Below are 14,866 nucleotides of genomic sequence, written 5' to 3' on the forward strand. Positions count from 1 at the left end.
CCCTGATGTCTTGCGGGGGTCCGGGTGGCGGAGCCCCCGGCCCGGGGCGAAGCCACGGTTGTCACAGTCACTCGGTGGTCCGTGCAGGTCAGCGCGTTCGAGGCATTGTTAACCCTGGGGTGATCTCCTACTGTCTCGAAAGGGACACGGGTACGCCCTCCGGGGTACGGTATGGCCCTTGTCCACACCCGAAGTCACGGATCAGCACCGGTGGACAAGCCGGGAGGGAAGGTCGGATGCCGGACACCAACGCCCACGGCGACGCCGTCGCGCAGGCGCAGCCCGGGCCGGGAGCCGCTTCCGGGACACCACCGCAGCCCGCCTCCGCCGAAGCCCGCACCGACGAACGCCGGTTCCGCGCGTACACCTTCACCGTCCTGACCATCGGGCTCGTCGCCGCGTTCGCCGTCGGCTCGTGGCTGCCGTTCCAGTGGGACACCAAGCTCCTGTGGATCGGGCCGGTGCTCGCGGTCGCCTTCCTGCTCGCCGAGCAGCTCGGCATCAACGTCGACGTCCGCAGCGGCATCTCCTGGACGATCTCCTTCACCGAGATCCCGCTCGTCATCGGGTTCTTCATCGCGCCGTTCGAGGTCGTGCTGGCCGCGCACCTGATCGCCGGCATCGGCACGCTGCTGGCGCGGAAGGTCGCCGGCCGCGTCCTCTACAACGCGGGCGCGTTCCTGCTCGAGATCACCGGCGCGTTCGCGGTCGCGGGGCTGGTGAAGTACCTCGCCGGCCCCGGTGACCGGATCCCGTGGCTCGCCGCGCTCGCGGGCACCCTGACCGCGCCGCTGGTGAGCACACTGCTCGCACTGGCCGCGGTTCGCGTGCTGCGACGCCGGATGCGCGTGAGCACCGCCGTCCGGCTCACCGGGCGGATCCTCGTCGTCGGCTTCGTCAACGCGTCCGTCGGCCTCTCCGGGTACCTCGTCATCTCGACCACGCCCAAGGCGTGGCCGCTGGTGCTCGCCGTCTTCCTCGGCCTCACCGCGCTGTACTGGGCGTACTCCGACCTGCTGCGCGAGCAGCGGGACATGGAGGCGCTCTCGGACGTCAGCCTGATGGTGGCCCGCTCCGGCCAGCAGGCCGCGGCGCGCCCGGCCAGCGGCGCCGACGAGCTCGTCGGCGGCGTCGACGTCCGCGAGTGGGCGACGATCGCCGAGCGCATCAAGGACCAGCTCGCCGCGGGCCGTGTCGTGCTGCGGCTGCGGCTGGAGCAGAAGGACACCATGCGGGTCGTCGTCGCGGGCGACGACCTGCCGCCCGCCGACCCCGCCGCCGACGACCCGCTGCTGCGGCTGCCCGGCGCACACGTCCGCCACTTCCGGATCACCGAGGCCAACCCCGACGTCCGCGCGGCGCTGCTCGACCGCGGCGCGCAGGAGGCGCTCGTCGTCCCGCTGCGCAGCGCGAACCGGCTGCTCGGCGTCGTCGAGGCGCACGACCGGCTGTCCCGCTGGCGCGGGTTCGGCAAGTACGACGTCCAGCTGCTCGGCACGATGGCCAGCCACCTCGCGACGTCGCTGGACAACCGGCGCCTGGTGGCGACGCTGCGCCACGACGCCTACCACGACCCGCTCACCGGGCACCTCAACCGGCAGGGCTTCCGCCAGGTGGCGAAGGAGCCGTTGCGGGACTTCGCCAACGCTGTGGTGCTGCGGATCGACCTCGACGTCTTTTCGACGGTCAGCGACGCGCTCGGCTACGCCTGGGCCGACCGGATGGTCGTCGCCGCCGGCCGCCGCATCCGCGACGCGCTCGGCCCCGACGTCCCGCTCGCCCGCCTCGAAGGCGCGTCCTTCGCGGCGCTGCTCGTCGGCTGCCCGCCGGAGGACGCCCACCACGCGGCCGAACGGCTGCGGCAAGAGCTCTCCGCGCCGTACCCGGTCGACCGGCTGTCGGTCGAGGCGAACGCGATGATCGGCTACGCGACGACGTCCACGGACGAACCCGGCGACGTCGTCGACGTCGAAGGCCTGCTGCAGCGCGCCGACGTCGCCGTCCGCGCGACGAAGGGCGGCGAAGAGGTCCGCGGCTACGTGCCGAGCATGGGCCAGATCTTCCTGCGGCGCTTCCAGATGGTGACGCAGTTCCGGCAGTCCCTCGAGGACGGCCAGGTCAGCGTGCACTACCAGCCGAAGATCACCCTGCCGAACCGGCAGGTGCAGGGCGTCGAGGCGCTCGTCCGCTGGGTGCACCCGGAGTTCGGCAGGCTCGGCCCGGACGAGTTCGTCCCGGCCATCGAAGCGGCGGGCCTGATCGGCGTCCTGACGTCGTTCGTGCTCGGCGAGGCCCTGAAGCGCTGCCGCAAGTGGCTCGACGAGGGCCTGCGGATCTCGGTGGCGGTCAACCTGTCGGTGCGCAACCTCGCCGACGAGGACTTCCCGAACAAGGTGGCCCGCGAGCTGGAGCGCGTCGGCATCCCGCCGGAGCTGCTGACGTTCGAGCTGACCGAGTCCGGTGTGATGTCCGACCCGCAGAAGGCGCTGCCGATCCTGCGCGAGCTGCACTCGCTGGGCATCACCCTGGCGGTGGACGACTTCGGGACGGGCTATTCGTCGCTGGCGTACCTGCGTCAGCTGCCGGTCGACCAGGTCAAGATCGACAAGAGCTTCGTCCTCGGCATGGGAACCGACCTGGGTGACCTCGCCGTGGTGCGCTCGATCGTCGAGCTGGGCCACTCGCTCGGCCTGACGGTGGTCGCCGAGGGCGTCGAGGAGGACGTGGCCCGCGACCAGCTCGAGGCGATGGGCTGTGACGTCGCCCAGGGTTACCTGATCTCGCGCCCGCTGCCGGAGGACCGCTTGGAGGCGTGGCTGCAGGCCCGCACGGCGCGCTCGCCGGGGCGGCACTCGGAGACCGTGCTGACCCTGCTGACCTGAGGTTTTGCTCTTTCGCGACCCCGGCTGCACGGCCGGGTGACGCGGGTTGGTAATCTTTCCAAGTCCTCGCGAGAGGCCAGGCCCCTTTAGCTCAGTCGGCAGAGCGTCTCCATGGTAAGGAGAAGGTCTACGGTTCGATTCCGTAAAGGGGCTCACGACCTCAGCCGCGTCACGCCTGCGTGTCGCGGCTTGGGTCATGTAAGGGCGGTGTAGCTCAGTTGGCAGAGCAAGCGGCTCATAATCGCTGTGTCGCCGGTTCAAGTCCGGCCACCGCTACGCGGTAACGACTGGGGCTGGCCCCCGGGACCTGAGAGAGAAGGAAACGCTGTGGCTGCCACCGACGTGCGACCCAAGATCACGCTGGCGTGCGAAGAGTGCAAGCACCGCAACTACATCACCAAGAAGAACCGGCGCAACAACCCGGATCGCCTGGAGATGAAGAAGTTCTGCCCGAACTGCGGTACGCACCGGACGCACAAGGAAACTCGCTGACCGCGTAGCGCGTTCACACCAGCTCGAAGAAGCCGCCCTGGCCTGCCCAGGGCGGCTTCTCGCTGTTGGTAGCCTCGTCGCCGTGCCCTTGGACCAGTCGTTCACCGGGCGGAGCTATCCGCCGCAGACCAGCTACGAAGTGAGCCGGGAGAAGATCCGGGAGTTCGCCGACGCGATCGGCGACGCCAACCCGCTCTACCGCGACCCGGAGGCGGCCCGCGAAGCCGGCCACCCCGACGTGATCGCCCCGCCGACCTTCCTCACGATCATCAACCTCGCCTCGATCAACGCGATCGTCACCGACCCCGAGCTCGGCCTCGACTACTCGCGGATGGTGCACGGCGACCAGGGCTTCACCTACACGCGCCCGGTGTTCGCCGGCGACCTGCTCGAGGTGACCACCCACATCGACGCGATCATGACCCGCGCCGGCAACGACTTCATCAGCCTGCGCGCGGACATCACCGACGCGGCAGGCCAGAAGGTCTGTTCCACCCGCGCGCAGCTGGTGGTCCGAGGGGAGAACGCGTGAACACCGCTTACGGGGGTCCGGGTGGCGGAGCCCCCGGCCGGGGCGAAGCCCCGCATGTCACAGTCGGCGACGAACTGCCCGCCCTCGAGGTCCGGATCACCCGTGAGCAGCTGGTCCGCTACGCCGGGGCGGCGCTGGACTTCAACCCCATCCACTGGAACGAGGCGTTCGCGAAGGACGTCGGCCTGCCGGACGTCATCGCGCACGGCATGCTGACGATGGCGGTGGCCGGCCGCATCGTCACCGACTGGCTCGGCGACCCGGGACGGCTGGTCGACTTCAGCGCCCGCTTCACGCGCCCGGTGGTGGTGCCGAACACGCCGGAGGGCGCGCTGGTCGAGATCACCGGCAAGGTGGCCGACGTCAAGGACGACGGCATCGCCCGCATCGACCTGGTGGTGAAGTTCGACGGCAAGGCGGTCCTCGGCAAGCCACAGGCCCTGGTCCGCCGCTGAGGCGTCGCCTGGCCGCACACGCCTCAAAGCCGTGAATGGCACATTAAGGGACTCTAAGTCCCTTAATGTGCCATTCACGGCTTTCCGCCCGAAGCCATCGCTAAGGCAGCTTGAGGATCGCCAGCACGGCGTCGGCCATGCCCTGCTCGCCGCGCGCGTTCGGGTGCAGCGGCGCGGCGGGTGAAGCCGGCAACACGCCCTCCACCCAGCGCTGGTCGGAGGCCGAGCAGACGTCGTGGCCCTTGCCGGGCGTCGCCGTGTCGGCGTAGCCGGCCCGGTGGGCGTCCGCCTGGTCCTCCAGCATCTTGTTCAGCTTGCCGAGCGCTTCGCGGAAGTACGCGATGTCGCCGGCGCCGAACGGCAGGGTGGGCCAGCAGCCGTCGCCGTCGGGCAGCACCGTCGGGTAGCCGACGACCACCACCTTCGCCTTCGGGGCTTTCTTGTGGATGCGGTCGAGGACCGCGCCGACCTTCGGCGCCGTCGCGTCGATCCGCTCGGCAAGCTGGTCGTGCCCGCCGGCGGTCAGCCGGTCCTTGCACGGCGACGCTTCCTGATGCGCCGTCGCGCAGCCCGCCGCGTCGAGAAGAAGCCGACGTCGTTGCCGCCGATGCCGATCGTCACCAGCGTCGTCTCCGCCGTGACGGCGTCCAGCTGCGGCGGGTTCGTGCCGTTCCCGGTCTTCTGCGCGGCGGTCAGGTGCGCGGTGGTCGCGCCGCTACAGCTGACGTCGGCGAACTGGGCCGGCTTCAGCTTCGCCGAGACGAGGTGCGGGTAGTTGTCGTCCGAGCGCTCGCAGCCCGCGGGCGTGCCTGCCTGCCGCCCGGTCCGCGGCGACGACGTGTACGAGTCGCCGAGCGCGACGTAGCTGCCGGTGCCGCCGCCGGTGTTCGCGCCGTCCGGCGGCGCCGACGACGAGCCGTGCTGCCACTTGTAGTAGCCGAAGGCCAGTACCCCGACCACGAACACGACCACCAGGCAGCCGCCACCGCTCTTCTTCGCCACTTCTTCGTTTCTACCGAACCGCGTGCCCCGGTGGTCTCGTCAATCCGGGTGATCCGCGGCGCCGGCCTCGGACGAGAGTTGCGTCACATTTCGGCCGACGCGAGGAGCTCCCCGGCGAGTTCGAGGGCGTGATCGACGTCCTTGGCGACGTAGTGGAGGTCGACGAGCACCTCGGTGATGCCCTCTTCGCGGGCGACGTCCAGGCACGGCGGGACGTCGGCGACCGTCTCGACGCCGGTGCCCAGCCGCGGGTTGATCCGCAGGACCCGGCGCAGCGCGCCCGGGTCGCGCCCGGCCTTCTCGGCGGCGTCCACCGCGACCGACCAGAGCCCGGTGAGGTACTGCTTCGGCATCCAGCCCGCCAGCCAGCCGTCCGCGCGCCGCCCCACCCGGGCCAGTGCCGGCGGCGAGAACCCGCCGAGCAGCACCGGCGGCCGCGGCTCCTGCGCCGGGCGCAGGCCCACCGTCGACGGCGCGATCCGCCACTGCGGGCCCTCGTGCTCCGCCGGGTCGCCGGTCCACAGCGCGTCGAGCGCGTCGAGCAGCTCTTCGAGCCGCTTGCCCCGGCCTTCCCACGGCACGCCGGTGGCGAAGTACTCCTCGCGCAGCCAGCCGAGGCCGAGCCCGACGTCCAGTCTTCCCGCGCTGGCGAGGTCGAGCGAGGTCAGCGCCCTGGCGAGCAGCACGGGGGAATAGACCGGCCCGGTCAGTGCGCTCATCCCGAGCCTGGCCGTGCGCGTCACCGCGGCCGCGGCCGCCAGCGTCGTGAACGGGTCGGCGAAGGTCTCGAACTCCTTCGGGTACGGGTGCTCCGGCGTCCCGCCTCCCGGGTAGAGGTCCGACGGCTCCCGCGGCGCGAGGATCCGGTCGCCCACCCAGAGTGAGGTGAAGCCGAGGTCCTCCGCGGCGGCCGCGAAGCGCGCGACGGCGGCGGGGTCGGCGAGGGCCCCGTACTGGGGTAGCGCCAGCCCGAGCCGCAGCCCGCGCACCGGTCCCGGGGCGGGGGTGGTCGTCATGGCGGACATCCTGGCATGATCAGGTGGCCGGCGGGGAGTTTTCCGCAGGCCGACCGGGGTACGGCGGTCGATCGGGGGGCGCGGTTGCGAGCTCTCGCGAGGCTTGCCGTAGACTTCGGGACTTGGAACGCACTACGGTCATCCCCGCCTGGATGGTGGGGATGATGGAATGCGTCCTCCGGGGCTCCGAGCGATCGGGGCTCCACAGGGGTGTAGCTCAATTGGCAGAGCAGCGGTCTCCAAAACCGCAGGTTGCAGGTTCAAGTCCTGTCACCCCTGCGTAACGGAACTGGTGGAGCGGAGGAGTGGTCGTGAGCGACAGCGACGCCAGCGGCGGCGAGCAGGAGCAGGACGGCGCCGGGCAGAAGCCCGAGAGCCCGTCCCGTCCCGTGACAGCCGCTGCCCGGCGTGAACGCCGTGCGACCGCTCGTCCGGCGGGGAAGTCCGCGGCACGTGCGGACGACAAGACGCGCCCGGCCGGGAAGTCGGGGGAGAAGACCGCTCCCGACGCGAAGGGCGCTCCGACTCCGAAGCGGGACCAGAAGCCGAAGAAGGCTTCCGTGTTCGCCCGGCTGGTGCGCTTCATCCGCGAGGTCTGGGCCGAGCTGCGCAAGGTCATCTGGCCGAACCGCAAGCAGATGTTCACCTACACCGTGGTCGTGCTGGCCTTCGTGGTGTTCATGGTGGGCCTGGTGAGCGTGCTCGACCTGGCATTCAAGTGGGGCATCGGCAAGATCTTCGGCTGACGCGCCCTCGCGGCGCGGCGCCGATGGGGCTCAGGTCCCGGCCTGGCCCCGGCAATGATCAACTGAGAGGACGGAACGTGACCTCCGACAACGGCACATCAGCCGGTCACGACCTGACCGAGCTTTCCGACGAGCAGGTGCACGTGGCACTCGGTGACGAGGAATCCGCGCACCTCGAGCCCGTCGAGGTGTCGGACTCCGAGGTCGACGACGACGCTTCCGTCGACGACGCCGACGCCGCCGCTTCCGCTGACGAAGCCGACGAGCCCGCCGCGGACGACGAGGACCCGGTCGCCAAGCTGCGCGCCGAGCTGGTCGCCGCGCCCGGCGAGTGGTACGTCGTGCACTCGTACGCCGGGTACGAGAACAAGGTGAAGACCAACCTCGAGACCCGGACCCAGACCCTGGACGTCGAGGACTACATCTTCCAGATCGAGGTCCCGACCGAAGAGGTCACCGAGATCAAGAACGGCCAGCGCAAGCAGGTGCAGCGCAAGGTGCTGCCCGGCTACATCCTGGTCCGGATGGACCTGAACGACGCCTCGTGGAGCGCAGTGCGCAACACGCCGGGTGTCACCGGGTTCGTCGGCGCCACCTCGCGGCCGTCGCCGCTGACCGTGGACGAGGTCCTGAAGTTCCTCGCGCCGAAGGTCGAGAGCGAAGCCCCGGCGAAGGCCGGCAAGGGCGACTCCACCTCGGCGTCGTCGCAGCTCGGCGGACCGACGGTCGAGGTCGACTTCGAGATCGGCGAGTCGGTCACGGTCATGGACGGTCCGTTCGCGACGCTCCCGGCGACGATCTCCGAGGTCAACATCGACGGGCAGAAGCTGAAGGTCCTGGTGTCCATCTTCGGCCGGGAGACCCCGGTCGAGCTGTCGTTCAACCAGGTCTCCAAGATCTGACGGCCGCCCGGTCGGCCGCAGTCCCCGCGTCCACGGCAGGTACACGGGGAACGTAGTACAGGACAGGAAAAGAAATGCCACCCAAGAAGAAGAAGCTTGCGGCGATCATCAAGCTGCAGATCAAGGCGGGTGCGGCCAACCCCGCGCCGCCGGTCGGCCCCGCGCTGGGTCAGCACGGCGTCAACATCATGGAGTTCTGCAAGGCCTACAACGCCGCGACCGAGTCGCAGCGCGGGGACGTCGTCCCGGTCGAGATCTCCGTGTACGAGGACCGGTCGTTCGACTTCAAGCTGAAGACGCCGCCGGCCGCGCGCCTGCTGCTCAAGGCTGCTGGTGTCGAGAAGGGCTCCGGCGAGCCGCACAAGACCAAGGTCGCCAAGGTTACTTGGGACCAGGTCCGCGAGATCGCCAAGACCAAGGAGACCGACCTCAACGCGCACGACATCGACCAGGCCGCGAAGATCATCGCCGGCACTGCTCGTTCGATGGGCATCACGGTCGTCGACGCCTGATCCACCGCAGTACGTGGGAGAGCCCGTGCTGGCTCTGACACCACACTGATCCACGATTACTTAAGGACAGAAGCATGACCAAGCACAGCAAGGCTTACCGCCAGGCTGCGGAGCTGATCGACAAGGCGCGGCTGTACGCGCCTCTCGACGCCGCGAAGCTGGCGAAGGAAACCTCCAAGACCAAGATGGACGCGACAGTCGAGGTCGCGATGCGTCTCGGTGTGGACCCCCGCAAGGCCGACCAGATGGTCCGCGGCACCGTGAACCTGCCGCACGGCACCGGTAAGACCGCCCGCGTCATCGTCTTCGCCGTCGGCGACAAGGCCGCCGAGGCCGAAGCCGCCGGCGCGGACGCGGTCGGCACCGACGAGCTGATCGAGCGCATCCAGGGTGGCTGGCTCGACTTCGACGCCGCGATCGCGACGCCGGACCAGATGGCCAAGGTGGGCCGCATCGCCCGCATCCTCGGCCCGCGTGGCCTGATGCCGAACCCGAAGACCGGCACGGTGACCCCCGCGGTCGAGAAGGCCGTGAAGGACATTAAGGGCGGAAAGATCAACTTCCGCGTCGACAAGCAGGCCAACCTGCACCTGGTGATCGGCAAGGCTTCCTTCGACACCGAGAAGCTGGTCGAGAACTACGCGGCCGCGCTGGACGAGATCCTCCGCGCCAAGCCGTCGTCGGCGAAGGGCCGTTACCTGAAGAAGGTCACCTTCACCACGACGATGGGCCCGGGCATCCCGGTCGACCCGCTGCGCACCCGCAACCTCCTTTCGGAGGATGCGGGCGTCTGAGTCGGACGTCACCAGAAAGGGCGTTCCCGCTTGCTGCGGGGGCGCCCTTTCTTCGTGTCTTATGGACGTCATGCCGACTTTCGCGTCGTTCGACGGGCTCCGGTTGAACTACACGGTGTGGGAGGGCGACGGCGCCCACCGCCCGGTCCTGCTGCAGCACGGCTTCGCCGCGGACACGAACGCGAACTGGATCTCCACGGGCGTCGTCGCGGCGCTGCGGTCGGCCGGCCTGACGGTGATTTCCCTGGACGCGCGCGGCCACGGCCGGTCCGAGAAGCCGCACGACGAGTCCCGCTACACCGAGGACAGCATGGCCCGGGACGTCTCGGCCCTGCTCGACGAACTGGCCCTCGACGAGGTGTCGATGGTCGGCTACTCGATGGGCGCGATCATCGCCCTGACGGTGGCGGCGGCGGACAAGCGCATCCGCTGCCTGGCAACGGGCGGCGTGGGTTCGGGCATCGTCGACTTCGGCGGCGTGGACCTGCGCGTGCTGAAGCCGGTCGACATCGCTTCGGCGTTGCTGGCGGAGGACCCTGCCTTGGTCCCGCCATCGGGAGTCCCGTTCCGTCTCCTGGCCGACGCGGTGGGCGGGGACCGTCAGGCGCTGGCGGCGGTGGCGCTGGCGTCGCGGGAGGGTTATCTGGACCTGTCGGCGATCGGGGTCCCGACGTTGGTACTGGCGGGCGACCAGGACCAGCTGGCGGCGGAGCCGGAGAGGCTGGCGGCGGCGATCGCGGGAGCCCGCCTGGTGCGCATCCCGGGAGATCACATGACGGCGGTCATGTCACCGGCGTTCTCGGAGGCGCTGGTGGCGTTCCTGTCGGCGCCGCACCCCCGCTGAGTCAGCTCGTCGGGGTGGCGGTGGCAGGCACTCCGCTGCACTTCGCCGGCCCGATCGCGTGGCCGGTGATGAGCCATTGCCCCTTCTCGACCTTCGAGACCGTGAAGACCCCCAGTGCCGGGCCGCCCTTGACGGCGAACGTGCACGAATCGATCGTCACGGTGTCTCCGGGCAAGGGCTCCGACACACTCGACGGCAGGGACTCGGCGTAGTCGTTCTTGTTCGTCACCTGCGTGGCGAGGAACTCGACGGCCTTCTTGCAGTCGGTCTGGGCGGCGTTCTGGCGGAACGTCTGGGCGATGTCCTGCGCGAACTGGGTTTGGATGTCGCGCTGTCCCTCGTTCTGGAACCGGCCGCAGGCGTCGTCGACCCGGCCCTGGGCGACGTTGTGGTAGACCATCCGCACCGCCTCGTACGGGTTCGTCGAGAACACGTGGTTCGTGTGGTACTTCCCGCCGCCTTCCTGGGCGAGCTGGGCGGAGGTCTTGCCGGAGTCGTTGGGGAAGAAGTGGTTGTACAGCCACGTTCCCGCGATCGCGAGGATCACGATGGCCAGCACCCAGGCGATGACCTTCTTCCCGAGCCACGTCACCCACTTCGGTGCGCGACGACGTTCGGCCGGCACCAGCTGGTAGCCCGGCGGGATCATCGGCGGCTGGCCACCCTGCTGGGGCGCCGGTGCCTGGACGACGCCCGCGTCGGGTGCGGAGGCCGGCTGGTTGCCCTGCTGGGCCTGGGTGAAGCGCAGGTAGTCCTGGAACTGCTGGAACTGGCGGAACTGCTCCAGCTCGGCCGGATCAACCGGCGGCTGAGCGGGCGCTCCGGACGGCTGGGGGAGCGCCGGAGTGCCCCGGACGGGGACGGGAGCGGCGCTCGGCTGCGGAAGTACCGGAGAGCCCTGGCCAGGCGTCGGGGCGTTGCCGGGCTGTCCGTTCCCGGCCGCGGGCGCGCCTGAGCCCGCCCGTTCGATGTCCGAGCCCGGCTTTCCGTCATCGCGCTGCTCCGCCACGTCACCATGATGCCCTCCGGGCCGCCGCGGGGAACCCCCAGCCGCCCTAAACGCAGGTCAGGGCGGGGGGTGGGAACGGCCCCCGAAACCCGTCCCGTACACTTGACGACAGTTCTACCGAAGACCGCTGGTTTTCCCTGCAAGGGGAACGAAGGTCCCGCATCACGCCGGGGCGGCCCGCGCAGGAGGAACGAGGCCGGGCACCCCCAGGTGCCCAACAACGCCCCGCGCCTGCTTGCGCGAGGGCGTTTCGTCGTTTCGGGGGTCTCCTTCGCACGCCAGTGGAAACACTAGCCAAGAGAGGAGGCGACCATGGCGAAGCCCGACAAGGTGGCGGCCGTCGCCGAGATCGCGGAGAGCTTCCGCAGCAGCTCGGCCACCGTCGTTACCCAGTACACCGGCCTCTCCGTGTCCCAGCTGTCCCAGCTGCGCCGCGCTCTCGGCACCAGTGCCAAGTACCGGGTCGCGAAGAACACCCTCGTCAAACGTGCCGCCGAGGACGCCGGCGTCCAGGGGCTCGAGGACCTGTTCGTCGGCGCGACCGCCATCGCCTTCGTCGAGGGTGAAGCTGTCGACGCCGCCAAGGCGCTTCGCGACTTCGCGAAGGACAACAACGCGCTTGTGATCAAGGGCGGCTACATGGATGGCAAAGCGCTGTCCGTGGACGAGATCAACCGGATCGCCGATCTCGACAGCCGTGAGGTCCTGCTCTCCAAGGCAGCGGGCGCGTTCAAGGCGAAGCTTTCCCAGGCCGCCGCGCTGTTCCAGGCGCCGGCGTCCCAGGTCGCCCGCCTGGCTGCCGCGCTGGAGGAGAAGCAGCGCAACGCCACCGGTACCGAAGCAGCCGAAGCACCCGCCGAGAGCTGAACCACCCCCACCCCCGAACTTCTTTAGTTCGTTTTTCTGAGAGGAAGCCATCATGGCGAAGCTGAGCACCGCCGAGCTGATCGACGCCTTCAAGGAGCTCACCCTCCTCGAGCTGTCCGAGTTCGTGAAGGAGTTCGAGGAGACCTTCGACGTCACCGCCGCCGCTCCGGTCGCCGTTGCCGCCGGCCCGGCCGCCGCCGCTGCCGCCCCGGTCGAGGAGCAGGACGAGTTCGACGTCGTCCTCGAGGGCGCCGGCGAGAAGAAGATCCAGGTCATCAAGGTCGTCCGCGAGGTCGTCTCGGGTCTGGGCCTGAAGGAGGCCAAGGAGCTGGTCGAGGCCGCTCCCAAGGCTCTCCTGGAGAAGGTCGACAAGGAGGCCGCCGAGGCCGCCAAGGAGAAGCTCGAGGCCGCGGGCGCCAAGATCTCCATCAAGTGATTCCGGGCGCGCAAGCGCCTACGCACCACCTCGTGAAGGGGCGGGCATCCACTCGGATGCCCGCCCCTTCCGTGTCTACGACTTCCTGAGCTGCGGGCCTGCCGCAACCCCTAGGAGGGGTGTCCGGATGTCCCCGGGGTCCCTAAATCGTCGGTTCGGGGCTCCGGAACTCTGCGCCGTTGCCCCGATTGGACTACCGTGCTGCCCGTTGGCGATCACGGCGGGGTGACGATGGGCCCGGGGCTGGCCAGAAAAGAAAACTGGTGAGTAACCTGTTCGCACTCAGCTCGTTGCACCTGGTTGACGCGGGTTCGTGGGCGCCACCGGCCCACATCCGCCGCCGGCGTGGGTGGCAGGGTGTGGCAGCGGGCGCAATGACGCGGAACAGCTCCTGGAGGTGCGATGGGTGCCGAGGTGGTCATCGAAGGTCTGACGAAGTCCTTCGGTAAGCAGACCATCTGGCGGGACGTCACGTTGACGCTCCCCCCGGGCGAAGTGTCGGCCATGCTCGGCCCGTCAGGGACCGGCAAGTCGGTCTTCCTGAAGTCGATGATCGGGCTGCTCAAGCCCGACCGCGGCCGCTGCGTGATCAACGGTGTCGACATCGTCACCTGCTCCGAGCACAAGCTCTACGAGATCCGGAAGCTCTTCGGCGTCCTCTTCCAGGACGGCGCGCTCTTCGGCTCGATGAACCTCTACGACAACGTCGCCTTCCCGCTGCGCGAGCACACGAAGAAGTCCGAGACGGAAATCCGCCGGATCGTCCTCGAAAAGCTCGACATGACCGGTCTGAACGGCGCCGACAAGAAGCTGCCGGGCGAGATCTCCGGTGGGATGCGCAAGCGCGCCGGCCTGGCCCGCGCTCTCGTGCTGGACCCGGAGATCATCCTGGTCGACGAGCCGGACTCGGGCCTCGACCCGGTCCGCACGACCTACATCTCGCAGCTGTTCCTCGACGTCAACGCGCAGATCGACGCGACGTTCCTGATCGTCACCCACAACATCAACCTGGCCCGCACGGTGCCGGACAACCTGGGCATGCTCTTCCGCAAGGAACTGGTCATGTTCGGCCCGCGCGAGGTGCTGCTGACCAGCGAAGAGCCGGTCGTCAAGCAGTTCCTCAACGGCAAGATGCAGGGCCCGATCGGCATGTCCGAGGAGAAGGACTCCGCCCAGATGGCCGCCGAGCAGGCGATGTTCGACGCCGGGCACCACGCGGGCGGGGTCGAGGACATCAGCGGGGTGCCGCCGCAGATGCAGACGACGCCGGGCGTGCCCACCCGGATGGGTGCCGTGCGCCGGAAGGACCGCGTCATGGAGATCATGCACCGGCTGCCGCCTGCCGCACAGGAGAGCATCATCGAGTCGCTGAGCCCGGAGGAGCAGCGCCACTACGGCGTGCGGCCGCACCGCGGGCAGCCGCAGCAGGTCGGCGCCCGCCCGCAGGGTGACGGCGTCCCGAACCAGCACCACGGGCAGCTCCCCGCCGACCAGGTGGCCCGCATCCCGGGCGGCGGCCAGCCGCCGAGACCCGGCACGCACCGGATGCCACCACCACGTGACAACGGGCCAGGTGGCCGGTGAGTTCTCCCGCAACACAGGCGAAGATTCCCGGGATCGGCATGCTCCGCGAGACCGGGAACCTGTTCGCTCTCGGCCTGGACATCGTCCGCGGCCTGTTCCAGAGGCCTTTTCAGCTGCGGGAGTTCATCCAGCAGTCGTGGTTCATCGCGAGCGTGACGATCCTGCCGACGGCCCTGGTGGCCATCCCGTTCGGCGCCGTCATCTCGCTGCAGTTCGGGTCGCTCGCCCGCCAGCTGGGCGCGCAGTCCTACACCGGCGCGGGCTCCGTGCTCGCCACCGTGCAGCAGGCCAGTCCGCTGGTCACCGCGCTGCTGGTGGCGGGCGCGGGCGGCTCCGCCGTCTGCGCCGACATCGGCGCCCGGACCATCCGTGAAGAGATCGCCGCGATGGAGGTGCTCGGCGTCTCCGCGGTCCAGCGGCTGATCGTGCCGCGCACCCTGGCCATGATGCTGGTCGCGCTCCTGCTCAACGGCATGGTCAGCGTCATCGGCGTGCTGGGCGGCTACTTCTTCAACGTCGTGCTGCAGGGCGGGACGCCGGGCGCGTACCTGGCGAGCTTCTCGGCCCTCGCGCAGCTTCCCGACCTGTGGGTCGGTGAGTTCAAGGCGCTGGTCTTCGGGTTCATCGCCGCCGTCGTCGCCTCCTACCGGGGGCTCAACCCCTCCGGCGGCCCGAAGGGCGTCGGGGACGCGGTGAACCAGTCGGTGGTCATCACGTTCCTCATGCTGTTCGTCGTGAACTTCGTGATCACCCTGATCTACCTGCAGATCGTGCCCGGAAAGCTGGACTAGCG

15 protein-coding genes, 3 tRNA genes and 1 pseudogene are annotated in these 14,866 nt (G+C 69.5%); 16 read left to right on the forward strand and 3 right to left on the reverse strand.

What is annotated here, in order from left to right:
* Window positions 1-236 precede the first annotated feature (236 nt).
* The 6 genes from A3CE_RS0126660 to A3CE_RS0126685 all read left to right on the forward strand — a co-directional run bounded on the left by A3CE_RS0126660 (window position 237) and on the right by A3CE_RS0126685 (window position 4,361).
* On the forward strand, window positions 237-2,882 hold the full coding sequence (locus A3CE_RS0126660) for a putative bifunctional diguanylate cyclase/phosphodiesterase (RefSeq protein WP_020643167.1): 2,646 nt from the start codon (window positions 237-239) through the stop codon (window positions 2,880-2,882).
* 80 nt (window positions 2,883-2,962) lie between these two features.
* Window positions 2,963-3,035 (forward strand) — tRNA-Thr (locus tag A3CE_RS0126665).
* 50 nt (window positions 3,036-3,085) lie between these two features.
* Window positions 3,086-3,158 (forward strand) — tRNA-Met (locus A3CE_RS0126670).
* A 51-nt stretch (window positions 3,159-3,209) separates the two neighbouring features.
* Window positions 3,210-3,374: a 50S ribosomal protein L33 gene (gene rpmG / locus A3CE_RS0126675; RefSeq protein WP_005152047.1), complete on the forward strand. Its 165-nt coding sequence runs from the start codon at window positions 3,210-3,212 to the stop codon at window positions 3,372-3,374.
* Between the two features lie 82 nt (window positions 3,375-3,456).
* On the forward strand, window positions 3,457-3,906 hold the full coding sequence (locus A3CE_RS0126680; protein WP_026468886.1) for a MaoC family dehydratase N-terminal domain-containing protein: 450 nt from the start codon (window positions 3,457-3,459) through the stop codon (window positions 3,904-3,906).
* Window positions 3,903-4,361 (forward strand): MaoC family dehydratase, encoded by a 459-nt coding sequence (locus A3CE_RS0126685; protein ID WP_020643169.1) that lies wholly within the window; start codon window positions 3,903-3,905, stop codon window positions 4,359-4,361. Before A3CE_RS0126680 ends, A3CE_RS0126685 begins: the two co-directional genes overlap by 4 nt.
* A 100-nt stretch (window positions 4,362-4,461) precedes the next feature.
* Here the strand turns inward: A3CE_RS0126685 and A3CE_RS51695 are convergent.
* Both A3CE_RS51695 and A3CE_RS0126695 read right to left on the reverse strand, forming a co-directional pair.
* Window positions 4,462-5,363 (reverse strand): annotated as a pseudogene (locus A3CE_RS51695) (SGNH/GDSL hydrolase family protein).
* Between the two features lie 83 nt (window positions 5,364-5,446).
* Entirely contained in the window at window positions 5,447-6,379 is a 933-nt protein-coding gene (locus tag A3CE_RS0126695) for a TIGR03619 family F420-dependent LLM class oxidoreductase (protein WP_020643170.1), read from the reverse strand.
* A gap of 206 nt (window positions 6,380-6,585) precedes the next feature.
* Here A3CE_RS0126695 and A3CE_RS0126700 point away from each other — a divergent pair.
* The 6 genes from A3CE_RS0126700 (at window position 6,586) to A3CE_RS0126725 (ending at window position 10,177) form a co-directional block, all read left to right on the forward strand.
* Window positions 6,586-6,658: transfer RNA gene (locus A3CE_RS0126700), tRNA-Trp, on the forward strand.
* 26 nt (window positions 6,659-6,684) lie between these two features.
* Window positions 6,685-7,125 carry a preprotein translocase subunit SecE gene (secE, locus tag A3CE_RS0126705; protein WP_020643171.1) on the forward strand — a complete coding sequence of 147 codons (441 nt, stop codon included), beginning with the start codon at window positions 6,685-6,687 and terminating at the stop codon, window positions 7,123-7,125.
* Between the two features lie 77 nt (window positions 7,126-7,202).
* Window positions 7,203-8,027, forward strand: a complete 825-nt coding sequence (nusG, locus tag A3CE_RS0126710) for a transcription termination/antitermination protein NusG (RefSeq protein ID WP_020643172.1) — start codon at window positions 7,203-7,205, stop codon at window positions 8,025-8,027.
* 74 nt (window positions 8,028-8,101) lie between these two features.
* Complete coding sequence (gene rplK / locus A3CE_RS0126715; protein WP_003079266.1) at window positions 8,102-8,539, forward strand: 50S ribosomal protein L11; 438 nt, start codon at window positions 8,102-8,104, stop codon at window positions 8,537-8,539.
* A gap of 74 nt (window positions 8,540-8,613) precedes the next feature.
* Window positions 8,614-9,333 carry a 50S ribosomal protein L1 gene (rplA, locus tag A3CE_RS0126720; RefSeq protein WP_020643173.1) on the forward strand — a complete coding sequence of 240 codons (720 nt, stop codon included), beginning with the start codon at window positions 8,614-8,616 and terminating at the stop codon, window positions 9,331-9,333.
* A gap of 70 nt (window positions 9,334-9,403) precedes the next feature.
* Window positions 9,404-10,177, forward strand: coding sequence for an alpha/beta fold hydrolase (locus A3CE_RS0126725; RefSeq protein WP_026468887.1), 774 nt, complete (start codon window positions 9,404-9,406; stop codon window positions 10,175-10,177).
* A gap of 1 nt (window position 10,178) precedes the next feature.
* On the opposite strand, the gene A3CE_RS0126730 is transcribed toward A3CE_RS0126725, so the two are convergent.
* Complete coding sequence (locus A3CE_RS0126730) at window positions 10,179-11,186, reverse strand: hypothetical protein (protein WP_020643175.1); 1,008 nt, start codon at window positions 11,184-11,186, stop codon at window positions 10,179-10,181.
* 312 nt (window positions 11,187-11,498) lie between these two features.
* On the opposite strand from A3CE_RS0126730, the gene rplJ reads away from it, so the two are divergent.
* The 4 genes from rplJ to A3CE_RS0126750 all read left to right on the forward strand — a co-directional run bounded on the left by rplJ (window position 11,499) and on the right by A3CE_RS0126750 (window position 14,864).
* Window positions 11,499-12,053 (forward strand): 50S ribosomal protein L10, encoded by a 555-nt coding sequence (rplJ, locus tag A3CE_RS0126735; protein ID WP_020643176.1) that lies wholly within the window; start codon window positions 11,499-11,501, stop codon window positions 12,051-12,053.
* 52 nt (window positions 12,054-12,105) lie between these two features.
* Window positions 12,106-12,489: a 50S ribosomal protein L7/L12 gene (rplL, locus tag A3CE_RS0126740; protein WP_020643177.1), complete on the forward strand. Its 384-nt coding sequence runs from the start codon at window positions 12,106-12,108 to the stop codon at window positions 12,487-12,489.
* Window positions 12,490-12,891: 402 nt separating this feature from the next.
* Entirely contained in the window at window positions 12,892-14,073 is a 1,182-nt protein-coding gene (locus A3CE_RS0126745; protein ID WP_020643178.1) for an ABC transporter ATP-binding protein, read from the forward strand.
* A gap of 38 nt (window positions 14,074-14,111) precedes the next feature.
* Window positions 14,112-14,864 carry an MlaE family ABC transporter permease gene (locus A3CE_RS0126750; RefSeq protein ID WP_020643179.1) on the forward strand — a complete coding sequence of 251 codons (753 nt, stop codon included), beginning with the start codon at window positions 14,112-14,114 and terminating at the stop codon, window positions 14,862-14,864.
* Window positions 14,865-14,866: the final 2 nt, after the last annotated feature.

The organism is Amycolatopsis balhimycina FH 1894, assembly GCF_000384295.1.
In the GTDB taxonomy this organism is placed as follows: Bacteria; Actinomycetota; Actinomycetes; order Mycobacteriales; family Pseudonocardiaceae; genus Amycolatopsis; species Amycolatopsis balhimycina.

Coding starts and splice junctions, on each gene's coding strand:
- rplK (WP_003079266.1), top strand. CDS start 8,102: ATGCCACCCAAGAAGAAGAAGCTTGCGGCGATCATCAAGCTGCAGATC.
- A3CE_RS0126745 (WP_020643178.1), top strand. CDS start 12,892: ATGGGTGCCGAGGTGGTCATCGAAGGTCTGACGAAGTCCTTCGGTAAG.
- A3CE_RS0126660 (WP_020643167.1), top strand. CDS start 237: ATGCCGGACACCAACGCCCACGGCGACGCCGTCGCGCAGGCGCAGCCC.
- A3CE_RS0126695 (WP_020643170.1), bottom strand. CDS start 6,379: ATGACGACCACCCCCGCCCCGGGACCGGTGCGCGGGCTGCGGCTCGGG.
- A3CE_RS0126750 (WP_020643179.1), top strand. CDS start 14,112: ATGCTCCGCGAGACCGGGAACCTGTTCGCTCTCGGCCTGGACATCGTC.
- rplL (WP_020643177.1), top strand. CDS start 12,106: ATGGCGAAGCTGAGCACCGCCGAGCTGATCGACGCCTTCAAGGAGCTC.
- rplJ (WP_020643176.1), top strand. CDS start 11,499: ATGGCGAAGCCCGACAAGGTGGCGGCCGTCGCCGAGATCGCGGAGAGC.
- rplA (WP_020643173.1), top strand. CDS start 8,614: ATGACCAAGCACAGCAAGGCTTACCGCCAGGCTGCGGAGCTGATCGAC.
- A3CE_RS0126725 (WP_026468887.1), top strand. CDS start 9,404: ATGCCGACTTTCGCGTCGTTCGACGGGCTCCGGTTGAACTACACGGTG.